The following is a 21,954-nucleotide window of genomic DNA, read 5'->3' on the forward strand; positions in this document are numbered from 1 at the left end:
ACTCCAAAAGAAATAAAAAAATGACCTGATATGATACTGAAACTATGCTCAGTCTGCCAGTAATTTGCTGATTAAAGCATCATGTCGCTGGACTTGGCGCTCCAATCTTAAGCGTTCGCTGCGAATAATCGATTGCAAATCGCTCAATGCGGTATTGAAATCATCATTTACAATGAGATAGTCGTACTCATTGTAATGTTCAATTTCGCCAACAGCTTGTGACATGCGTTTCTCAATGACCTCATCGCTGTCTTGGCCACGACCTCGCAAACGGCGATAAAGCTCATCTTTTGATGGCGGTAGTATAAAGATACTACGTGCTTCTGGCATGGCGGCACGAATCTGTTGCGCACCTTGCCAGTCAATATCGAGAAAAACATCAACCCCACTTTTGAGGACTTCTTCAATGATCGGCCGTGAAGTACCATAGTAGTTGCCAAAGACACAGGCATGCTCTAAGAACTCATTATTTTCGACCATTGCCAAAAATTCAGTTTCGGATACAAAGAAATAGTGCTCACCATGAACTTCACCGGGGCGTGCAGCTCTTGTTGTATGAGAGACTGAAACTTGAGTGTCATACAACGGTTGTGTTTTCAACAACGCCTGGATCAGGCTGGACTTACCTGCACCGCTTGGCGCAGAAACAATATATAATGTGCCTTGTATCATGATGGTTTCTTGAATAATCGAGGGTTAAACATAAATGATAATGATAAACCCCACATAGTATACACGGACTTACACCAACATGCAGCGTTATCAATCAAGCATGAAGCATGCTTGTTTCTCTTTAAGCTGCCATATTCTTGATGATATTCATTAACGCGAACGGCAAACGGCAGTGCGCTGATAGCGATTCATTTCTTATTGCATCTCAAATTATCTAGAGTATACAGCGCAATTTATTTAAGAAATAGATGAATTGCGAAGCCGTTCCAGAAAATATTTTTTTATTGATGCAAAGTACACTCTTTTTGCGAAATGTTTTGCAGAAGTATCGAAATTAAGCTGATAGTTTTGGATTATCGCGTCAGGATCGATGTGCAATCTGAAGGGATAACTAAAGGAATAAGGACAGCTTATGCAAAAGGGATTTGTTCAGGAAAAAAGAGGGCAGGCTGCTCAATACGTCTTTGTGGTACTGAGTTTTTACTGTAGCTATGTGTCAGCCGATGCAACACGGCTTTTTTATCCCCACCAATGCTCAACATTGAGTCAGGATGAGTTAAAAAAAGAGAGCCAAAAATTGGGTGAGCAATTGCAGCAATGGAACCGTCTATACCGTTTATCGGGGAATAGCCCCGTAACAGATGAAACATATGATCAACTGCTGAATACATGGCAACAATGGCAAAAGTGCCAAAATTTGTCTGGGCAATTACCGCCTATCCATTTGCCACCTCATTCGCGCACAGTCAAGCATCCTATTGTGCATACGGGCTTAAAAAAATTAAATGAAGTGGATATTGGAAAATGGATAGATACACGGGAGGAGGTCTGGCTACAACCGAAGGTTGATGGCGTTGCCATTTCGTTGGTTTATCAGCAAGGGAAATTGGTTTCAATGATCAGTCGTGGAAATGGTATTGAGGGGCTTGAATGGCGTGATAAAGCGGATTTTATTCCAGCTATCCCCAAGCAACTACCGACATCACAACCACAGCTTATATTACAAGGAGAGCTATTTTGGCGGCTAAAAGATCATAGGCAACAAGCCAGTGGTGGGGTTAATGCCAGAAATCAAGTTGCAGGGTGGTTAATGCGCAAAAGTAAGCCTGTAACCCCTGAGGCCAATATTGATGTCTTTATTTGGGCATGGCCAGAGGGAGTGGGGAAAGCCGAAGAGCAATGGCGGCAACTGGCAAATTTAGGGTTTCCACTTACTCAGCAATATAGCCATAAAGTCACGACTATGGCACAAGTGAAAAAATGGCAGTCCTATTACTATCAACAGCCGATGCCTTTTGCGACAGACGGTATTGTACTTAAGTCATTTCCAACGCCACGGGTAGCGGCATGGCAAGTGAATCACAACAGTTGGTCTGTAGCTTGGAAGCATCCTTATACTCGAATCGCCTCAAAAGTGACTGACCTCCATTTTCGCGTGGGGAGAACGGGGGCTGTGAGTGTGGTGGCGGAAATTGAACCTGTTGAACTAGATAGTAAAAAGGTGAGTCGGCTCTATTTAGGCTCATTGAAATCATGGCAGAAAAAGGATCTGCTGGTTGGTGATACTATTCAAGTGGCACTAGCGGGGCATGGTATTCCAAAACTTGAATCGGTAATTTGGCGCCTTCAACAACGCACCTACCCTGACTTATCTCAGTTTAAGCAGTTTCACGCTTTAAGCTGTTTTGTAATGACTCCTCAGTGTGAGCAGCAGTTTGTTGCTCGTTTAAATTGGCTAGGCAAGCAATTGAAGATAAAAGGAATTAGTGAAGCTACTTGGCGTGAATGGGCAGAACATTACCATCTGAATAAGCTGACAACATGGTTATCTCCAAGCTGGCAAACCAGTCTACCCAATACTAAAAAAACCAAGAAAATCATTGAGCAATTTAGGTTGGTGGGGCAGCAACCACTCATGAATTGGCTAAAAGGCTTAGGGATCCCTTTAAAAGATAAACATTTATCATTAATTACAGAATTAAGCCTATTAGATAATACGCTTTTTTTAGAGGGGTTAGGTTTGTCTATCATACAAAAAACAAAGCTTAATCAATGGCTTTCAACACCGGATATCAAAGAGATATTTCAGGTTATTGATGAGATAAGAAACGGGCCATCAATCTAACCGCTTGATGGCCTAAATCGTTAGTCTTGGCTTTCGTAGTTAAAAATGGGTAACCCTAAGCGATAACGTATGGCGATGAGCCGTGCGCTTAGCCCCGCGACGAGGGTAATAATAACGACGATGTCTTGTGGTAGTGGGGTATATAAAAGCCCAATATACAGCCATGCAGCGGCAAATGAGACGCCAGCATAAACTTCTTTTTGGAAAACGAGGGGGATGGTGTTACATAGCATGTCACGAAGGACACCGCCAAATACTCCGGTAATTACAGCAGCAATCGCGGCAATCACTGGGCTATAATTCATATCAAGGGCTATTTGGGCACCTAGAATTGAGAATACAATAAGGCCTATCGCATCTAAAATTAGAAACAAACGACGTAAATGTTTCATCATTGGTGCGATCCAAATAGTAACGATAGCGGCACCGGCGACTGTCAAGATATATTCGGGGTTTTGAACCCAACCTAATGGATAGTGCCCAAGTAAGACATCGCGCACAGAGCCTCCGCCAATGGCGGTCGCTGAGGCAATAATAATAACGCCGAAAACATCCATTTTACGGCGACCGGCTGCGAGGGCGCCTGTCATGGCCTCAGCGGTAATACCAATAATATAAAGAACACTTAATAACATAATGATTCTATTCGACACTAAAGTGATTGCTAAAGGGTAATATTACTTATAGAAATTCTCGACTGAGATTTTCTAGTGCCTTACAAAATAGATTAGTTAAAGTAATCCGATAGCCCATATTAAGAGATGTCAAAGGATAACAGATTGAACGGCAAATTACCTTATAAAGAAACTCAAATAACGCACGATAAGCGAAGTCATCAACTTACAAATATTAATGTTTGGACAGCGGATAGCCAATGGATAGCTTATGATGTTCGCCCTAGTCCGAGTTCATTTACTGGGTTGACCATAGAAAAAATTCATATTGAGCGTCAGATGCCATGTGAAATCTATCGCGCTAATCATGGTGCGCATGTGGGTGTTGTGACGGTAAGTGCTGAAGACCCACCTCGTTATGCCTTTATTCATGGCCCTGAATTTCCTGATGAGCAGTGGCAATACGATTTTCATCATCGCAGAGGCGTATACGTTAGAGATGATAAATTAGGAGAGGCGCATTCAATTGATGCCATGTGTATTACTCCACCTTATCTTGCAGGAGCATTAAGAGGAGGAACACATGTTCATGTCTTTAGTCCCGATGGTAAGTGGTTAAGTTTTACTTATAACGACCATGTTATGCATGAAAGAGATATTCGGTTAGATCAACGTAATGTTGCTATCGCTGTTCCTATCAAAGCAGTCAATGTGGAGCCGAAAGGTCATCAACGTGAGTATAGCGGGGAATATTTCTGCTGTGTTATTTCCCACACAACCCCAGAGCCGATTCTTGGCAGTCATCAAATCAGCCGAGCCTACGAAGAAGGTTGGATTGGGCAAAAAGGGTATTTATCAGATAATGGGCAGTGGCAAAGCAGGGCAATCGCGTTTATTGGTGATACTCACTCGCTTGATGGTGAAATTATTCCTGAAATCTTCATCGTTGACCTGCCCGAGGATGAGAATGCCTTTATGCAACAAGGTGATTTCCCGCTGCAAGGCACGGATTCTCGGCTACCTTTTCCCCCTAAAAATATTCAACAACGTAGGTTGACATTTACCCATGAGCGGCAATATCCAGGGCTGGCGAAACAACCAAGGCACTGGTTACGTTCATCGCCCGATGGCCGTTTTATTGCCTGCTTAATGAAGGATGATAATGGCGTTGTTCAGTTATGGTTAGCCAGTACATCGACAGGAAGCCTTAAGCAAATTACACAGTGTTCCTCATCTATCCAATCTGCCTTTAGTTGGGATAGTCAGGGCAAGCATATTGCCTTTATTTGTGATAACCGCGTGATGCGTTGCAATGTGATTTCAGGTGAATTAGAAAGATTGACGGTGCGAAGTGCAACCGCTCCCGTTGCGGACGCCGTTGTGTTTTCACCTGATGACCGTTTGATTGCTTTTATGCGTGATGACACAAAGGGGTATAGGCAAATTCATATTGTAGAAACAGGCTTAGGATGCTAAATCGCATGCTAGGTAACCACCTAGATAAAGTAAGAGAGAAGAGGTGAAAGTGCCTCTTCTCAATACTCGAAATATAATTAATTAGCTAGTGTTTATAGTGTTAATTAATTATATCTTAGTAATTTATTCGGTGATTTAATCATTATTAAATCGTGTTAATTAGAATAACATTGAAAAAAGTATGCAAATAAAGAGTAAAACAAAGAGTAATTAATTATAAAATTAATACTCATTAACTGAATATGTTACTTGTAACAAATACGCTATTCTAGATTGCTCTCTAAAGAGTCTGGGTGGTTATTTATTTGGGTATTAGCTTGTTTATCGAGTGCTTCAATACGCTTTTTAGGTGAACTCTCTTCAGAGTTACTATCAGATTTCACATAATCTAAGGGAATAAGCAATGTGTCCATTACCGCGGTAAAGGGTAAATCAATCGCTAATAGTGGGCGCATAACCCAGCCAGTATCTTTATCTTTAATCATTTCGATACTGTTTTTAGAGCCGGGGTAATAACCGTCAGAAGGCCCTGCATGAGTCATAATGCTTGAACAACCTGAAAGTATTAATGGTGTAAAACATATCAATATTCTTTTTAGCAATAGTCCAGCCATATAGTCCATTTAACCTATGTTTTAAATTTATTATCTTTCCCTGTGACAATAATAGCTAAAAATCAAAAATTCACAATCACAGCATAATATGAATTGTTGAATTTGTATTATAAAAATTGATAACTGTCTAAACAAATGATCTATTTTGTTACCAATATTAACTAATATCATTGAATGTTTAATACGTATATGTATTGGCATCAATCGGTGAGCTAATCTCTTTTTCATAAATGACGAACTGTGGACTAATGCACATATTACTTTGTTTTTATTTGACATAATCGATTCAGTTGTACGTTTTATCGTCTTTCACGTTACGCTTTGTAAGTGACTTTTCGTCAAAAGGATAGCGGTCTATGAGTGAATTAGCTCTTACTGTGAGTTTGTTGGCGTTAGCTGCTGCACTTGGTTTATGGATAGGTAATTGGAAAATCCGTAATGTTGGCCTTGGGATCGGCGGGGTATTATTTGGCGGCATTATTGTCGGCCATTTCGCACAAAGCTATGGTTTACAACTCAATGGTCACATGCTGCATTTTATTCAGGAATTTGGCTTGATCCTGTTTGTTTATACTATCGGTATTCAAGTGGGGCCAGGTTTCTTCTCATCATTGCGTGTTTCTGGATTAAAACTAAATGGCTTTGCTTTATTAGTTGTTGTATTAGGTGCTGTAGTAACCGCGGTTATCTACAAATTAGCCAATATTCCGTTACCAATTATTTTGGGGATTTTTTCTGGTGCGGTCACGAATACGCCTTCTTTAGGTGCAGGCCAGCAAATACTCACTGACTTAGGCTCGGACCCTGCGCTGGTTGGGCAAATGGGAATGGGATATGCCATGGCTTATCCGATGGGGATATGTGGTATTTTGCTAGTAATGTGGTTGATCCGTATCATCTTTAGGATCAGTGTTGATAAAGAAGCCGCGGCTTTTAGCAGCCAGAATGTGCATCAGCGAGAAACATTGCAAACGATGAATATTGCGGTTCGCAATACCAACTTAGATGGCTTGATGATGCAAGATATTCCTTTATTAGGAAGTGAGGATATTGTTTGCTCAAGATTGAAAAGAGGCGAAATGCTTATGGTGCCTCAGCCTACAACGGAAATTCAATTAGGCGATTTACTGCATGTGGTTGGGCAAAAAGAAGACCTTAATAAAGTCCGTTTAATTCTTGGTGAGGAGGTGGATGCATCATTATCGACATCTGGCTCAATACTTCACTCTGTTCGTGTAGTAGTAACAAATGATTCAGTATTGAGTAAACGTCTACGTGATCTGAACTTAAAACAGAAATATGACGTGGTGGTCACTCGACTAAATCGAGCAGGGATTGAGCTTGTGGCGAATAATAATTCAGTACTGCAATTCGGTGATATTCTCAATATTGTGGGAAGGCCTGAGTCTATTGAAGCCGTTAGCGCATTGCTTGGCAACGCCAAACAAAAACTACAGCAAGTACAAATGCTACCTGTGTTTATTGGTATAGGTCTTGGTGTTGTGTTGGGGTCGATACCTCTTTTTATTCCGGGTTTCCCCGCAGCATTAAAACTTGGGCTGGCAGGTGGACCATTGGTCATCGCACTGATTTTAGGGCGTATAGGCACCATAGGGCGTTTATATTGGTTTATGCCGCCTAGTGCTAACCTTGCATTACGGGAGCTCGGTATTGTGATGTTCCTTGCCGTGGTCGGTTTAAATTCAGGCGGTGGTTTTATTGATACCTTAGTTAAAGGTGATGGGCTAACTTGGATCGGCTACGGTTTATTAATCACCTTTGTTCCGTTATTTATTACTGGCCTTATTGCTCGGATCTTCGGCAAGATGAATTACCTCAGCCTGTGTGGTGTGCTGGCAGGTTCAATGACAGATCCACCAGCACTGGCATTTGCTAACAATATTCATTCAACCAGTGGGGCACCGGCTCTCTCTTATGCAACCGTCTATCCTTTAGCGATGTTTTTACGCATTATTTCACCGCAGCTATTGGCGATTTTATTTTGGACATTGTGACGATAGTTGCTAAAAGTGATGATGGGCGAGAAGGGTATTTAGATATATAGAGGTAAAAATGGTGTTTATTCAAACGATGAATAATCTAAAAAGATGGTTTAATACAGTTGAATGATATTCGTAATGTAATATTTGATTACGGAGTTCTCGCTAATTTTTAGCCCTTTTAATTCATAAAAGGGCTTTTTTTTTATTTTTAGGGTATCAGGTATCTATTAACCGTGTTAGTTAACCAGTCATCCTTGATATACAAGGATGACAACAGGCTAACGACAGGAACATCTAACATTCGACAGTTTGATAAGCCAATTCTAATTCTTCAGCAAGGATAGCAATACCTTTCTCGATTTTTTCTGGCTCTGGCACATAATTCATACGCATACATTGATGTGCATGTGGCCAGTTTTCTTCTAGACCAGGGAAAAAGTAATGTCCCGGAACCATTAAAACACCGCGTTTTTTTAGTCGTTGATAGAGTTCTAAGCTATTAATCGGCAAATCTTTGAACCATAACCATAAGAAAATAGCACCTTCAGGCTTATGGATCAGACATTTATCTTCAGGAATATAGCGACGGATAATGCGGATAACCTCTTCTACACGTTGTTTATAGAAGGGGCCAATAACATTTTTTGATAAAGAAATCAGATCATCCCGCTGCAACATTTCCAACGCTAATGCAGGGCCAACACTACCCGGTGCAAGGCTAATAATGCCGTTCATGTTACTCACCGCTTCAATGATCTCTTCATTCGCGATGATAATACCGCAACGAGTACCGGGTAACCCTAGCTTAGACAAGCTCATACACAGAATGACATTCTCATTCCAAAATGGCGTCGCTTCACTAAAAATAATGCCAGGGAAAGGAACTCCATAAGCGTTATCAATGAGTAATGGAATGTTGTGTTGCTTTGCCAGTTTATCAAGGTGCTCCACTTCCTCATCGGTTATCACGTTACCGGTAGGGTTTGTTGGGCGTGAAACACAGATAACACCAATATCATCAGTTACTTCTAATGTATTAAAATCAACGTGATATTTAAATTGACCATTCGGTAAATATTCAATTTGTGGCTTATTTGCCACAAATAGATCGTCATCTAGCCCTGAATCGGCATAGCCAACATATTCGGGGGCTAGTGGGAATAGAACCTTACGAGTGATGCCATCTTCAAAACGACCAGCAAGCAAGTTAAATAGGTAGAAAAACGCGCTTTGGCTGCCATTGGATAGGGCAATATTTTGGGCGCTAATATTCCAGCCTAGTTTTGCTTTTAGGGTTGCTGCTAGCGCTTTCAACATGGCATCTTTACCTTGTGGACCGTCATAGTTACACAAAGTATCCGTTAATTTACCGTTGGCGCACATTTCTGCTAATAGTGTTTGGAAATAGGCATCCATCTCAGGGATATGAGCAGGGTTCCCACCACCCAGCATAATTGCACCGGGAGTTCTCAAGCCATCATTCAAGTCTTTCATTAATGTTGATATACCTGAATTTTGTGCGAATTTATTACCGAATTTAGAAAATATCATCTCATTTATTCACATATGTTAAGTAGGTTGTTAATGGAATTTAAAAACATACTCTGCTCGACAAGAGAGTTCAACAGCTTCAATCAATATAGCATTGATACAAAATACTGCTTTTTTATTAACTTCTGGGCTGATATTTGTGAAAATTGGTTAAAATATGGTGAATGTTGCTTTTGATAATGGGGGTGATGCCGATTCATTCTGATTTATTTATATTGGCAACAATCTTTTAAATGGTCATTAATCATGCCTGTCGCTTGCATAAAAGCATAACAAGTAATGGAACCAATAAACTTAAATCCACGTTTTTTAAGTGCTTTGGATAAACGTTTTGAAAGCTCTGTCTCTGTGGGAACTTGAGTGTGAGACTGCCACTGGTTGACGATAGGTTTGCCACCCACAAATTGCCATAAAAATGTTGAGAAATCCTCGCCGTTTTCAGCCATTTTTAAATAAGCCTTTGCATTAGCAATAATCGCGTTAATTTTAGCGCGGTTCCGAATGATACGAGGATCCTGCATTAAGCTGTCAACATCTTGTTCACTCATCATGGCAATTTTTGCAGGATCAAACTGATGGAACAGTATGCGATAATCTTGGCGTTTTTTTAAAATGGTGTACCAAGAAAGCCCAGCTTGTTGACCTTCTAAGCAGATCATCTCAAATAGCTGTTGGTTATCCTTTGTTGGCTTCCCCCATTCATTATCATGGTAGGCAATATATTCTGGGTCTTGATTTACCCAATGGCAACGAATTGGCGATGAATTCATTTTGTCTCCTTTCAAGGGGGGCCAAGGCTTATATGCCCTATTTATACTGTATAAATGTCCAGTTTAAAAGAGACAAAATAAAGTTTTTTTATTTATAGGGCAAATAGACGTAGATTCAATGCTGTATATCTGGCGGTCAAAGGGTATACTGACGTACTTTCATTAAATCATATGTATCGCGTGCGGATCTAACATGCAAAAGTTTGATACCAAAACCTTCCAAGGTCTTATCCTGACATTGCAGGATTACTGGGCGCGCCAAGGCTGCACCATTGTTCAACCACTGGACATGGAAGTCGGCGCAGGAACATCTCATCCAATGACGTGCTTGCGTGCGTTAGGGCCTGAGCCAATTGCGGCGGCTTATGTTCAGCCTTCTCGTCGTCCTACTGATGGCCGTTACGGTGAAAACCCAAACCGCCTTCAACATTACTATCAGTTTCAAGTGATCATTAAGCCATCACCTGACAATATTCAAGAACTTTACCTCGGCTCATTGAAGGAATTGGGAATTGATCCCACCGTTCATGATATCCGTTTTGTTGAGGATAACTGGGAAAACCCAACACTAGGCGCTTGGGGTCTAGGCTGGGAAGTGTGGCTAAATGGCATGGAAGTCACTCAGTTTACTTACTTCCAACAAGTTGGCGGGCTGGAATGCAAGCCTGTAACGGGTGAAATTACCTACGGTCTTGAACGCCTTGCTATGTATATTCAAGGTGTTGATAGCGTTTATGACCTTGTTTGGTGCGATGGCCCACTCGGTAAAACGACCTATGGTGATATTTATCATCAAAATGAAGTTGAGCAGTCAACCTATAACTTTGAATATGCTAATGTCGATTTTCTTTTCAAATGCTTTGAAGAGTATGAGAAAGAAGCTCAATATTTACTGTCACTAGAAACACCACTGCCGCTACCGGCTTATGAGCGTATTTTGAAAGCGGCTCATACATTTAACTTACTGGATGCTCGTAAAGCAATCTCAGTGACAGAACGCCAGCGTTATATTCTACGTATCCGTACCCTAACTAAAGGGGTTGCCGAAGCTTATTATGCTTCCCGTGAGGCGCTCGGATTCCCTATGTGTCACAAGAATTAAGAGGCTGTCATGACTCAACAGACTTTCCTAGTGGAAATCGGCACAGAAGAGTTACCGCCGAAGGCTCTTCGTTCATTAGCTGAATCATTTGCGGCAAACTTTACGGCTGAATTGGATAGCGCGGATATTGCACACGGTGAAGTTAGCTGGTTTGCAGCACCTCGCCGTTTGGCCTTAAAAGTCGCTGCTCTTGCAGACTCATCACCTGACCGTGAAGTTGAAAAACGCGGCCCTGCGATTTCTGCTGCTTTTGGCGCTGACGGTCAACCAACCAAAGCTGCTGAAGGGTGGGCTCGTGGTTGCGGTATTTCCGTTGACCAAGCCGAGCGTTTAAAAACGGATAAAGGTGAATGGTTACTTTATCGCGCTCAAGTAAAAGGCGTAGCAGTTAGTGAATTGTTGGTCGATATGGTAAGCCGTTCTCTGGCTAAGTTACCCATTCCAAAACTCATGCGTTGGGGCGATAAAGAGACGCATTTTGTGCGCCCTGTCCACACCGTAACCTTATTATTGGGTAGCGATGTTGTTGACGGTGAAGTGCTAGGCATTAAGAGCGGTCGTACAATCCGTGGTCACCGTTTTATGGGTGAATCAGAGTTTACGATTGATCATGCAGACCAATATCCGGCGATCTTACGTGAACGCGGCAAAGTCATTGCTGACTATGAAGAACGTAAAGCCGTCATCAAAGCTGATGCTGAAAAAGCCGCGCTCGCCCTTGGTGGGAAAGCGGATTTAACCGACAGCTTACTAGAAGAAGTTGCTTCATTAGTTGAATGGCCTGTCGTATTAACTGCAAAATTTGAAGAGAAGTTCTTAGAAGTACCTGCGGAAGCATTGGTTTATACCATGAAAGGGGATCAGAAATATTTCCCTGTTTATGACAATGCTGGCAACCTGATGCCAAATTTCATTTTTGTGGCGAATATTGAATCTTCAGACCCACAACAAATTATCTCCGGTAATGAAAAAGTGGTACGTCCTCGTTTGGCGGATGCGGAGTTTTTCTTTAAAACTGACCGTAAACAACGTCTTGAAGATAATTTACCACGTTTGGAAACCGTTCTGTTTCAACAACAGCTTGGCACATTGCGTGATAAGACTGACCGTTTAGAAGCCTTATCAGGTTGGGTTGCAGCGAAGATTGGTGCAGATGTTAATCATGCGACTCGCGCGGGTTTGTTGGCAAAATGTGACCTGATGACCAATATGGTGTTTGAATTTACAGACACTCAAGGCGTGATGGGGATGCACTACGCACGCCATGACGGTGAATCAGAAGATGTTGCATTAGCACTGAAAGAGCAGTATCAACCTCGTTTTGCAGGGGATGCGTTGCCGTCTACTGATGTTTCAGCGGCACTTGCCTTAGCCGAGAAAATGGACACCTTAGCCGGTATTTTCGGCATCGGTCAGCATCCGAAAGGTGATAAAGACCCATTTGCACTGCGTCGAGCTGCATTAGGCGTGTTACGCATTATTGTTGAAAAAGGCTATCAGCTTGATCTCGTTGAAATGACAGAAGAAGCCGTCCGCCTTTACGGTGATAAACTCACTAACAAAAATGTAGTGAATGATGTTGTTGAATTTATGCTTGGCCGCTTCCGTTCTTGGTATCAAGAGCTTGGCTATAGTATTGATACGATTCAAGCGGTGTTAGCGCGCCGTCCAACGTCACCAGCCGATTTTGATGCACGCGTGAAGGCTGTGACTCACTTCCGTACATTGGAAGATGCAGAAGCTTTAGCGGCAGCCAATAAGCGTGTTTCGAACATCTTGAGTAAATCTAATGAGAAGCTGGCTGATAAAGTTCTCGCATCTGTGCTAAAAGCACCACAAGAAGTGAAGTTGGCTACACACCTTGTTGTATTACAAGAAAAACTAGAGCCAATGTTTGCTGAGCGTAATTATCAAGATGCCTTAGTTGAGTTGGCTTCTTTACGTGAAGTTGTGGATGCATTTTTTGCTGATGTTATGGTTATGGATGAAGATGAAGCGGTACGTATTAACCGTCTAACTCTGCTTAGTCAATTACGTGATTTGTTCTTGAAAGTTGCAGATATCTCATTGCTACAATAAATCGTGAACAAGTGATGGTATTGACTAAAAATATCATTTATTAATCTTTATAAGCCCTTGCAGGATAAGATCTTGCAAGGGCTTAATATTGTCTTATAGGGGCGATTAGTTAAAAAACCCTATCAAGTTGATGGTTTTATCAGCATACAAACAAATTTAGTGAAAAATGGGTTGACGGGAAGGGCGCTCAACAGTATGATTCACACCGTTTTCGGCGAGTAGCGCAGCTTGGTAGCGCAACTGGTTTGGGACCAGTGGGTCGGAGGTTCGAATCCTCTCTCGCCGACCAGATTCCAGAACCCCACCTCATATGAGGTGGGGTTTTTTGCATTTACACATCAGCAAACATTTCACACAGTAATTTTTCTCATCATTCAAATACTGATTCTGGTGGCATGGTTTTTGTCTAACTTACCAACATGCGCTTTCAGAGTAACTTTGTTGTCCTTTCTCGTCATAATCTGTTGTTATGTTCATTAACGTTGTTTTCTTGAGTGTAATGAAAAGCATGATGTAGTCGCGAGTTGTTTATTACCTATCAATGGATTTTTCATAACAAGGAACCTGTTAATGAAAACAGCACCAACACTGTTTATTTTGTTATTTTTACTGTTCAACTATCTGCCTTGTTATGCCAATAGGCAGCTTGATTTTGCGGTGAAATCACCATCAACCCCCTGTATTGCGATTCACCAAGTTCATTTCTCAACATTGGCACTATTTCCGTTAATTACCTCGAGTGATATCAATAAATGGAAACAGGGCGTTGAAGGGAGATGTGTTAGTGAGGAAGGGCTATTGCGCTATGCAGACTTTCTTAACGCACAGTTGGCTGAGGTAGGATATATCACATCGTCTATTCACTACCCAGAGCAAACTCTGTTATTTGGTGTGTTGCAGGTTGAATTAGTCGCGGGGAAGCTCGGCAGTATTGAGTATCAAGATAGTGCTAGCCAATCATTAGCGTACGCTTTTCCATTACGCAAAGGGCAAGTCGTAGATATCCACGCTATAAATCAAGGTCTGGCTAATTTACGCAATACCCAGTTGATCCCACATCAAATTCATATTGTTTCCGATCACGAACAGAACAATATGAACCGTTTAGTGATCCAACGTAATGCAGCAAGAGCTTTTAAAGGAAAACTACTTTTAGCGTCGAAACAATCACCGCAATTTCCTACCCATGTTGTCAGCAATCTGATTATGTTAGCTAATCCATTAGCACTGAATGATTTCTTTTTTCTAAATTTAGATAGTGATATTGGAAAAGAGCCTGAAAAGAAATTGAAATCGGTCTCCATTTTGTATTCAGTTCCTTACCATTATTGGTTATTGAGTTTATATGCGGGCTATCAAGAGAACAGCATTCATCAAAACTTCCAATTAATTGATAGCATTAAAGTTAGAAATGATGTGAGAAGCCGATTACTGTCGCTACAAGCTGAGTATGTTCTTCATCGAGCCTTATATCACTCAACGTCGATAAGTATGGGGACTCAAATTCAAACATTAGATCTCTTTTTAGAGCGATATCGTTTGAAAACCCAACAACGCTTTACAAGTTATCTCTTACTTGGGGTAAAACATCAGCGTCATTTTGCACAAGGTAATGTGACATTTTCATTGAGTTATAAACAAGATACGGATTGGTTCGGTTCCACAAGGCGCCAAGTGACAGGGTTAGAGCGAGCCGGCATATATCTATTTTCGGTAGATTTTCAACGGCAATTTTATTTAGCCAACCAATCGATGTATCACCGACATGAGCTTGAAATGCAATTAAGTCGCTCGCCACTAGATCCGCAGCTTGAGCTAAATAGTCCTACTGGGAAATTTGGGATTAGGGGGTTCTCAAATAGCGTATTAACGGAGAATTTGGGAGATAACACGTTGAAACTTAAAAATGAGTGGGGGTGGTTTACCCCATGGCGGGGTTATGAGCTATATGGTGCATTGGATTTCGCCTCGACATCTTCGCAAAGCGCACATATTTGGCGAGACAACAGGTTATTCGGTACAGAAATTGGTGTGAGAGGGCAGATTGATCGCTTGAACTACCAACTCTTTATCGAGGCTCCTCTTTGGCAGTCGGCGAAATTAGCAACGAACGCGGTGAATGTTGGGGCGAAAGTGAGTATTGATTATTAGCCAGTTTATTTGGTCGCAGTTTCATTGGCTATGAATATGGTTTATGCCCAAACATAAATAGGTAAGCAGAAGTCTGGTTGAAGTAGGGTTACACAGCAGCGAGTTCAAGGAAACCGTTATATTGTACTCATAAAGCCCCCAAATAACGGCTATTTAGGTATCTCTGAGCATTGTTGTGCAGGCATTGGAATACTTATAAAGCAATTAATATAGCGAGTAAAGGGGATGAGATTAGCGATATTCCGGCGTGAATAGTTATAATGGATTGATATTAAAGTAAATTATTTATTTTGGAAAAGGCGAGTCATTGAATGAGAGCAGAGTCATATAGTGAAGGTCCGTAGAGAGAATGAAATCAAGTAGATCGTGCGATTATTGAAGTTATTAACTAATCAATAAATTGTTAAAATTTAATGAACCGTACTTTTTTATATGAATAAAAAACAAGCAAAATAATAACAACCTAAAGTAATTATTTGTTTTAAACACACCAGAACTTTATGCCGCACTCTCTTAGGTGTTGCACTATTTTCGTTCAGTAATTCAGCACTTAATCACAAATATAAAAATAAATCACCCAGAGATAAAACACTATCCTGTAGTATTTTTATGGTTATTATGTCTGCCATATGACTTAAATAACCATACAAAGACCTAAGAACACTCTTAATATGTTTCTAAAATGTTATAAGATAGTTGTCTGTTTAAAGAGAGATACTATTGACGAAGTGGATGACAGTTGATTAATTGCACAGTGAATAACAAAAAAATACAGATCCCCTATCTGTCATTTCAAGGATGGGTTTGGGCATCAAGCAAATAACACATGAACACCACAGGAGCATACAGATGACGCTCTCAATCAAAAAGACAGGTTTAACCATTGGGCTAACACTTGCAGCACTTGCAGTTTCTGCTTCTGTGCAAGCGAAAACATTAGTCTACTGTTCAGAAGGCTCTCCAGAGGGCTTTAACCCTCAGCTATTTACTTCCGGTACGACTTACGATGCTAGCTCAATTCCACTCTATAACCGTTTAGTTGAGTTCAAACTTGGTACTACAGAGATAGAGCCAGGTTTAGCGGAAAGTTGGGAAGTAAGCGATGATGGCAAAGTTTATACTTTCCACTTACGTAAAGGCGTAAAATGGCATTCAAATAAAGAATTTAAGCCAAGCCGCGACTTTAATGCGGATGATGTCATTTATACCTTCATGCGTCAGAAAGATGCGAATCACCCATACCACAAAGTCTCCGGCGGTAGCTATGAGTACTTTATGGGCATGGATATGGATAAAATCATCGATAAAGTTGAAAAAGTTGATGATTACACCGTACGTTTCACACTCTCTCGCCCAGAGTCACCTTTCTTAGCTGATATGGCAATGGACTTCGCTTCCATTCTTTCTGCTGAATATGCTGACAAAATGTTAGCAGCGGGCACACCGCAAAAAGTGGATTTGAACCCTATTGGAACAGGCCCATTTGAGCTACAGCAGTACCAAAAAGATTCACGTATTCTTTATAAAGCCAACAAAGAGTATTGGGGTAATAAACCTAAGATTGATCGTTTAGTTTTTTCGATTACACCTGATGCGTCTGTCCGTTATGCCAAGCTGCAAAAAAATGAGTGTCAAGTTATGCCATACCCAAATCCGGCAGACTTGGAACGCATGAAGCAAGATAAAAATATTACATTGATGGAGCAACCAGGCTTGAACGTCGGTTATCTCTCTTTCAACGTTGAGAAAAAACCACTAGATAACCAGAAAGTGCGCCAAGCGCTATCTATGGCTGTGAATAAAGACGCTATCATCGATGCCGTTTATCAAGGTGCAGGACAGAAAGCGAAAAACTTAATTCCACCAACGATGTGGGGCTATAACGATGATGTGAAGGATTATGAATATAATCCTGAAAAAGCAAAAGCGTTATTGGCTGAGGCCGGGTTCCCGAATGGTTTCGAAATTGATTTATGGGCAATGCCAGTCCAACGTCCATATAACCCAAATGCGCGCCGTATGGCTGAGATGATCCAAGCTGACTGGGCAAAAATTGGTGTTAAATCGAAAGTAGTGAGCTATGAGTGGGGCGAATATCTGAAGCGTGCTAAAGATGGTGAACCGCAAACGGTAATGATGGGTTGGACCGGTGATAATGGTGACCCTGATAACTTCTTCGCGACACTGTTTAGCTGTGCGGCGAAAGAGCAAGGCTCTAACTATTCGAAATGGTGTTATCAAGGCTTTGAAGACTTGATCCAGCCTGCTCGTATGACAGCAGATCATAACAAACGTATTGATCTCTACAAGCAAGCACAGGTTGTTATGAATGAACAAGCACCAGCCCTGATCATTGCTCACTCAACGGTATATGAACCAGTCCGTAAAGAAGTGAAGGGCTATGTTGTCGACCCTCTCGGCAAACACCACTTTGAAAACGTCGATATTGAAAAATAATCGTTGTTAATTTGTATCAGCCCTTCGCCATCTTTTTGATAGCGAAGGGCGTTTTCACCTCTGAATTTCAGGGAAACAGAAAACTCAGTTCTTTGTGAGCAGACAGAAGAGTCACACTCTTCTGATTAGCCAAACGGACTCAGAGCCGTCAAAGGCATTATTAAAAGAGATTCAGGATATGTTGCAATTTATCCTCCGACGTTTGGGGCTAGTTATCCCTACGTTTATCGGTATCACATTACTCACGTTCGCATTTGTGCATATGATCCCGGGTGACCCCGTGATGATTATGGCAGGTGAAAGAGGCTTATCGCCCGAACGACACGCTTATTTAATGGCTGAATTGGGCTTAGACCAGCCATTGTGGAAACAATATCTTCACTATATTAATGGCATATTTCATGGTGACTTAGGGATTTCATTGAAAAGCCGGATAGCGGTTTGGGATGAATTTTTCCCCCGTTTTAAAGCCACGATGGAACTGGCAATCTGTGCGATGATTTTTGCAATTTCAGTGGGGATCCCTGTCGGTGTTTTAGCCGCAGTGAAGCGTGGCTCTATTTTCGATCACACAGCAATTGGCTTATCCCTAACAGGTTACTCAATGCCAATTTTCTGGTGGGGGATCATGTTAATCATGCTGGTGTCAGTGCAGTTGGATTTGACCCCCGTATCTGGGCGCGTTAGCGACAGTGTATTTTTGGATGACTCCTATCCGCTGACTGGTTTTATGCTGATTGATACCTTAATTTGGGGGGATGAAGGGAACTTTATTGATGCGGTTGAGCATCTCATACTTCCTTCCATTGTGCTTGGAACCATACCTCTGGCGGTGATAGTCCGTATGACTCGCTCATCGATGCTAGAAGTACTAGGGGAAGACTACATTCGTACGGCTCGAGCCAAAGGGGTTAGTCGTGCACGCGTTATTCTTATTCATGCGCTGAGAAATGCGATGCTGCCTGTTGTCACCGTGATTGGTTTACAAGTGGGTGTTATGCTCGCTGGCGCAATTCTAACGGAAACTATTTTTTCGTGGCCAGGTCTAGGTCGTTGGCTGATTGAAGGGCTTCAACGTCGTGATTACCCAGTGGTTCAAGGTGGGGTTTTATTAGTCGCAACTTTGATTATTTTTGTTAACCTCGTGGTTGATCTGCTGTACGGCATTGTTAACCCACGTATTCGTCATAAAAAATAAGGAGCGCTTACATGTCTCAATCTACTGAGCCAACGGTTGTCAGCGCCCCTAAGCCGATGACCCCATTCCAAGAATTCTGGCACTACTTTAAGCGTAATAAAGGTGCGGTTGCCGGAATGGCATATATCATTTTAATGATCTTAGTGGCTATTTTTGCAGGTGTTTTAGCCCCTCATGCACCAGATGAGCAGTTCCGCGATTTCTTATTGGTACCACCTGTTTGGGAATCCGGCGGAAGTTGGCAATTTATCTTAGGTACGGATGACGTTGGTCGAGATCTGTTATCTCGCTTAATGTATGGTGCACGCTTATCTCTGTTAGTCGGCTGCCTTGTGGTGGTGCTCTCATTGATTATGGGGGTGACGGTCGGCGTTATTGCAGGCTATTTCGGTGGTGTGGTCGATGCTGTGATTATGCGTATCGTTGACATCATGTTAGCCCTACCGAGTTTATTGCTGGCTTTAGTATTGGTGGCAATCTTTGGCCCTTCAATCGTTAATGCCTCACTTGCACTGACCTTCGTTGCATTGCCTCACTATATCCGGCTTACTCGCGCCGCGGTGTTGGTGGAAGTGAATCGCGATTATGTCACCGCTTCACGTGTGGCAGGCGCCGGTGCTACGCGTCAGATGTTTGTTAATATTTTACCGAACTGCTTGGCACCGTTGATTGTTCAAGCATCACTTGGCTTTTCTAATGCCATCTTAGATATGGCTGCTTTGGGTTTCCTTGGTATGGGAGCACAGCCACCAACACCTGAATGGGGCACAATGTTGTCTGACGTGCTGCAATTCGCTCAAAGTGCGTGGTGGGTCGTCACCTTCCCTGGTCTGGCAATCTTGTTAACTGTATTAGCGTTTAACCTGATGGGTGATGGTTTGCGTGATGCATTTGATCCAAAACTCAAGCAGTGATGAGGTAATCTAATGGCATTGTTAAATGTAGAACAACTCTCGGTACACTTTGGTGATGAAAGTACCCCGTTCCGTGCCGTTGACCGCATCAACTATAGCGTTGAAAAAGGTCAGGTTGTTGGCATAGTGGGTGAGTCTGGCTCGGGGAAATCGGTAAGCTCTTTAGCGATAATGGGGCTGATAGACTATCCTGGGAAAGTGATGGCTAATTCGTTGCAATTTGACGGGCGTGACTTATTGTCTATTCCCGAAAAAGAGCGTCGGCAAATTGTTGGTGCCGATGTAGCGATGATATTTCAGGACCCTATGACCAGTCTGAACCCCTGTTTTACAGTGGGTTATCAGATAATGGAAGCGCTGAAAGTGCACCAAGGCGGTAGTAAAAGTACGCGTAAACAACGTGCAATTGATTTACTGACGATGGTCGGGATCCCTGACCCGAAATCGCGGCTTGATGTTTATCCACACCAGCTATCAGGTGGGATGAGTCAGCGGGTCATGATTGCGATGGCGATCGCATGTCGGCCTAAGTTATTGATTGCAGACGAACCGACGACCGCACTTGATGTGACGATCCAAGCACAAATTATTGAGTTATTGCTTGAATTACAACAACAAGAGAATATGGCCTTGGTCTTGATCACCCATGATCTTGCCTTGGTTGCTGAAGCGGCACATCACATTATTGTGATGTATGCGGGCCAAGTCGTGGAATCAGCGAAGGCCTCTGATATCTTTAAACATCCTCGTCATCCCTATACTCAAGCGCTGTTACGTGCCTTGCCTGAGTTTGCCACTAATAAATCTCGGTTAGCGTCATTACCGGGCGTTGTGCCGGGGAAATATGACCGACCACAAGGTTGTCTGTTGAACCCTCGCTGCCCCTATGCGACAGAGCGTTGTCGTATTGAGGAGCCTGAATTGCGCTCTGTTGGAGATAGGCAGGTGAAATGCCACATGCCGCTGGATGATATGGGGAGGCCGACACTATGAGTGAAAATCAACATAAGCCTTTACTACAGGCTATTAATTTAAAGAAATATTATTCAGCGAAAAGCGGTATATTTTCGGCAGAAAGGTTAGTCAAAGCTCTCGATGGCGTTTCATTTGAGCTAGAAAAAGGAAAAACACTCGCCGTTGTTGGAGAATCTGGGTGTGGTAAATCGACACTAGGTCGTTTACTGACCATGATTGAACAACCCACAGAGGGGGAGCTTTACTATCAAGACCAAAACCTACTGGTTAAAGACAAGGCGGCTGAAAAGCTACGTCGCCAAAAAATTCAAATTGTCTTTCAAAACCCATATGGCTCTTTAAATCCTCGTAAAAAAGTCGGGCAAATACTTGAGGAGCCTTTATTGATTAACACCTCGTTATCTAAAGAGCAGCGTAGAGAAAAGGTGTTATCGATGATGGCTAAGGTTGGGTTAAAAACGGAGCATTATGAGCGCTATCCTCATATGTTTTCGGGCGGGCAACGCCAGCGCATCGCAATCGCACGAGGGTTAATGTTAGATCCTGATGTTGTTGTTGCTGATGAACCAGTTTCAGCACTGGACGTTTCCGTACGCGCTCAAGTGCTTAACCTAATGATGGATTTGCAGCAAGAGCTAGGGCTATCTTATGTGTTCATTTCGCATGATCTATCCGTGGTTGAACATATAGCTGATGAAGTGATGGTGATGTATTTGGGGCGTTGCGTAGAAAAAGGAACTAAAGAACAGATCTTTAATAATCCTTTGCACCCTTATACTCAAGCACTGCTATCAGCAACACCAAGGTTAAACCCTGATTCACGGCGTGAAAGGATCAAGTTGACGGGAGAGTTACCAAGCCCGCTGAATCCACCACCGGGGTGCGCTTTTGCAGCTCGTTGCCGCCGAGCATTCGGGCAATGCACGCAATTCCAACCAGCTCTTAAAGAGTACGGAGGGCAACTGGTTGCCTGTTTTGCCGTCGATGAAGATGAAAAAAATAGCGTTGTAGCCAGTTAATCCCCACTAAGACGGCAGAAATATTGCTTTTCTGCCGTTATCCAGTGTGATACGTTGTTGTTGTTTCCGTAAATCCCCCCTTTGTCTTAATTACATAAACTTTCACTTTTAACTGCTCCTTTATTGATAAAATCAAGTATACTGAGAATAACTCAGTGACATCCAATGCCCCATAAAACCTACCTTTTTGGGCGCGCTACCCAAACTTATTGATTATTTGGCTTGAATAATGAT

The 21,954-nt window shown here is 42.2% G+C and carries 16 protein-coding genes and 1 tRNA gene; 12 read left to right on the forward strand and 5 right to left on the reverse strand.

Features of this window, described 5'->3' with window-relative positions; translation table 11 throughout:
* Positions 1–48: 48 nt before the first annotated feature.
* Positions 49–672 (reverse strand): guanylate kinase, encoded by a 624-nt coding sequence (gmk, locus tag I3B46_RS01345; RefSeq protein ID WP_004923701.1) that lies wholly within the window; start codon positions 670–672, stop codon positions 49–51.
* A 412-nt stretch (positions 673–1,084) separates the two neighbouring features.
* Here gmk and ligB point away from each other — a divergent pair, with 412 nt between their 5' ends.
* Positions 1,085–2,797, forward strand: coding sequence for an NAD-dependent DNA ligase LigB (gene ligB / locus I3B46_RS01350; RefSeq protein WP_004923705.1), 1,713 nt, complete (start codon positions 1,085–1,087; stop codon positions 2,795–2,797).
* A 20-nt stretch (positions 2,798–2,817) separates the two neighbouring features.
* Here the strand turns inward: ligB and I3B46_RS01355 are convergent, their stop codons facing one another.
* Positions 2,818–3,432 carry a trimeric intracellular cation channel family protein gene (locus I3B46_RS01355; protein WP_004923710.1) on the reverse strand — a complete coding sequence of 205 codons (615 nt, stop codon included), beginning with the start codon at positions 3,430–3,432 and terminating at the stop codon, positions 2,818–2,820.
* A gap of 126 nt (positions 3,433–3,558) precedes the next feature.
* On the opposite strand from I3B46_RS01355, the gene I3B46_RS01360 reads away from it, so the two are divergent.
* Entirely contained in the window at positions 3,559–4,887 is a 1,329-nt protein-coding gene (locus I3B46_RS01360; RefSeq protein ID WP_163761898.1) for a DUF3748 domain-containing protein, read from the forward strand.
* 263 nt (positions 4,888–5,150) lie between these two features.
* Here I3B46_RS01360 and I3B46_RS01365 read toward each other — a convergent pair whose 3' ends face one another.
* Positions 5,151–5,510: a YceK/YidQ family lipoprotein gene (locus I3B46_RS01365; protein WP_004923714.1), complete on the reverse strand. Its 360-nt coding sequence runs from the start codon at positions 5,508–5,510 to the stop codon at positions 5,151–5,153.
* 347 nt (positions 5,511–5,857) lie between these two features.
* Between I3B46_RS01365 and I3B46_RS01370 the strand changes: the two genes are divergently transcribed.
* The gene (locus tag I3B46_RS01370) at positions 5,858–7,516 is read left to right on the forward strand and encodes a putative transporter (protein ID WP_004923717.1); all 1,659 of its coding nucleotides are present in this window, start codon (positions 5,858–5,860) and stop codon (positions 7,514–7,516) included.
* 282 nt (positions 7,517–7,798) lie between these two features.
* Here I3B46_RS01370 and I3B46_RS01375 read toward each other — a convergent pair whose 3' ends face one another.
* Complete coding sequence (locus I3B46_RS01375) at positions 7,799–9,055, reverse strand: valine--pyruvate transaminase (RefSeq protein ID WP_163761899.1); 1,257 nt, start codon at positions 9,053–9,055, stop codon at positions 7,799–7,801.
* 206 nt (positions 9,056–9,261) lie between these two features.
* Entirely contained in the window at positions 9,262–9,825 is a 564-nt protein-coding gene (locus I3B46_RS01380) for a DNA-3-methyladenine glycosylase I (RefSeq protein ID WP_004923725.1), read from the reverse strand.
* Between the two features lie 193 nt (positions 9,826–10,018).
* On the opposite strand from I3B46_RS01380, the gene glyQ reads away from it, so the two are divergent.
* From glyQ to dppF, 9 genes are all read left to right on the forward strand, one after another.
* Positions 10,019–10,927: a glycine--tRNA ligase subunit alpha gene (glyQ, locus tag I3B46_RS01385; RefSeq protein WP_004923728.1), complete on the forward strand. Its 909-nt coding sequence runs from the start codon at positions 10,019–10,021 to the stop codon at positions 10,925–10,927.
* A 9-nt stretch (positions 10,928–10,936) separates the two neighbouring features.
* Complete coding sequence (gene glyS / locus I3B46_RS01390) at positions 10,937–13,006, forward strand: glycine--tRNA ligase subunit beta (RefSeq protein WP_004923731.1); 2,070 nt, start codon at positions 10,937–10,939, stop codon at positions 13,004–13,006.
* A gap of 212 nt (positions 13,007–13,218) precedes the next feature.
* Positions 13,219–13,295, forward strand: a tRNA-Pro gene (locus I3B46_RS01395).
* A 281-nt stretch (positions 13,296–13,576) separates the two neighbouring features.
* Positions 13,577–15,157 (forward strand): ShlB/FhaC/HecB family hemolysin secretion/activation protein, encoded by a 1,581-nt coding sequence (locus I3B46_RS01400; protein WP_014656986.1) that lies wholly within the window; start codon positions 13,577–13,579, stop codon positions 15,155–15,157.
* Positions 15,158–16,006: 849 nt separating this feature from the next.
* Positions 16,007–17,614, forward strand: coding sequence for a dipeptide ABC transporter periplasmic-binding protein DppA (dppA, locus tag I3B46_RS01405; protein WP_014656985.1), 1,608 nt, complete (start codon positions 16,007–16,009; stop codon positions 17,612–17,614).
* Positions 17,615–17,792: 178 nt separating this feature from the next.
* Positions 17,793–18,812: a dipeptide ABC transporter permease DppB gene (dppB, locus tag I3B46_RS01410; protein ID WP_040132698.1), complete on the forward strand. Its 1,020-nt coding sequence runs from the start codon at positions 17,793–17,795 to the stop codon at positions 18,810–18,812.
* A gap of 11 nt (positions 18,813–18,823) precedes the next feature.
* Positions 18,824–19,726, forward strand: coding sequence for a dipeptide ABC transporter permease DppC (dppC, locus tag I3B46_RS01415; protein ID WP_004923748.1), 903 nt, complete (start codon positions 18,824–18,826; stop codon positions 19,724–19,726).
* A gap of 12 nt (positions 19,727–19,738) precedes the next feature.
* Positions 19,739–20,719: a dipeptide ABC transporter ATP-binding protein gene (dppD, locus tag I3B46_RS01420; RefSeq protein ID WP_163761900.1), complete on the forward strand. Its 981-nt coding sequence runs from the start codon at positions 19,739–19,741 to the stop codon at positions 20,717–20,719.
* Entirely contained in the window at positions 20,716–21,720 is a 1,005-nt protein-coding gene (gene dppF, locus I3B46_RS01425; protein WP_004923755.1) for a dipeptide ABC transporter ATP-binding subunit DppF, read from the forward strand. The genes dppD and dppF overlap by 4 nt, the downstream gene beginning before the upstream one ends.
* Positions 21,721–21,954 lie beyond the last annotated feature (234 nt).

The organism is Providencia sp. 2.29, assembly GCF_015832305.1.
Classification (GTDB): Bacteria; Pseudomonadota; Gammaproteobacteria; order Enterobacterales; family Enterobacteriaceae; genus Providencia; species Providencia stuartii.

Excerpts from the sequence above, each read along its gene's own strand:
- gmk (WP_004923701.1), bottom strand. The coding sequence starts at position 672 with ATGATACAAGGCACATTATATATTGTTTCTGCGCCAAGCGGTGCAGGT.
- ligB (WP_004923705.1), top strand. The coding sequence starts at position 1,085 with ATGCAAAAGGGATTTGTTCAGGAAAAAAGAGGGCAGGCTGCTCAATAC.
- I3B46_RS01355 (WP_004923710.1), bottom strand. The coding sequence starts at position 3,432 with ATGTTATTAAGTGTTCTTTATATTATTGGTATTACCGCTGAGGCCATG.
- I3B46_RS01360 (WP_163761898.1), top strand. The coding sequence starts at position 3,559 with ATGTCAAAGGATAACAGATTGAACGGCAAATTACCTTATAAAGAAACT.
- I3B46_RS01365 (WP_004923714.1), bottom strand. The coding sequence starts at position 5,510 with ATGGACTATATGGCTGGACTATTGCTAAAAAGAATATTGATATGTTTT.
- I3B46_RS01370 (WP_004923717.1), top strand. The coding sequence starts at position 5,858 with ATGAGTGAATTAGCTCTTACTGTGAGTTTGTTGGCGTTAGCTGCTGCA.
- I3B46_RS01375 (WP_163761899.1), bottom strand. The coding sequence starts at position 9,055 with ATGATATTTTCTAAATTCGGTAATAAATTCGCACAAAATTCAGGTATA.
- I3B46_RS01380 (WP_004923725.1), bottom strand. The coding sequence starts at position 9,825 with ATGAATTCATCGCCAATTCGTTGCCATTGGGTAAATCAAGACCCAGAA.
- glyQ (WP_004923728.1), top strand. The coding sequence starts at position 10,019 with ATGCAAAAGTTTGATACCAAAACCTTCCAAGGTCTTATCCTGACATTG.
- glyS (WP_004923731.1), top strand. The coding sequence starts at position 10,937 with ATGACTCAACAGACTTTCCTAGTGGAAATCGGCACAGAAGAGTTACCG.
- I3B46_RS01400 (WP_014656986.1), top strand. The coding sequence starts at position 13,577 with ATGAAAACAGCACCAACACTGTTTATTTTGTTATTTTTACTGTTCAAC.
- dppA (WP_014656985.1), top strand. The coding sequence starts at position 16,007 with ATGACGCTCTCAATCAAAAAGACAGGTTTAACCATTGGGCTAACACTT.
- dppB (WP_040132698.1), top strand. The coding sequence starts at position 17,793 with ATGTTGCAATTTATCCTCCGACGTTTGGGGCTAGTTATCCCTACGTTT.
- dppC (WP_004923748.1), top strand. The coding sequence starts at position 18,824 with ATGTCTCAATCTACTGAGCCAACGGTTGTCAGCGCCCCTAAGCCGATG.
- dppD (WP_163761900.1), top strand. The coding sequence starts at position 19,739 with ATGGCATTGTTAAATGTAGAACAACTCTCGGTACACTTTGGTGATGAA.
- dppF (WP_004923755.1), top strand. The coding sequence starts at position 20,716 with ATGAGTGAAAATCAACATAAGCCTTTACTACAGGCTATTAATTTAAAG.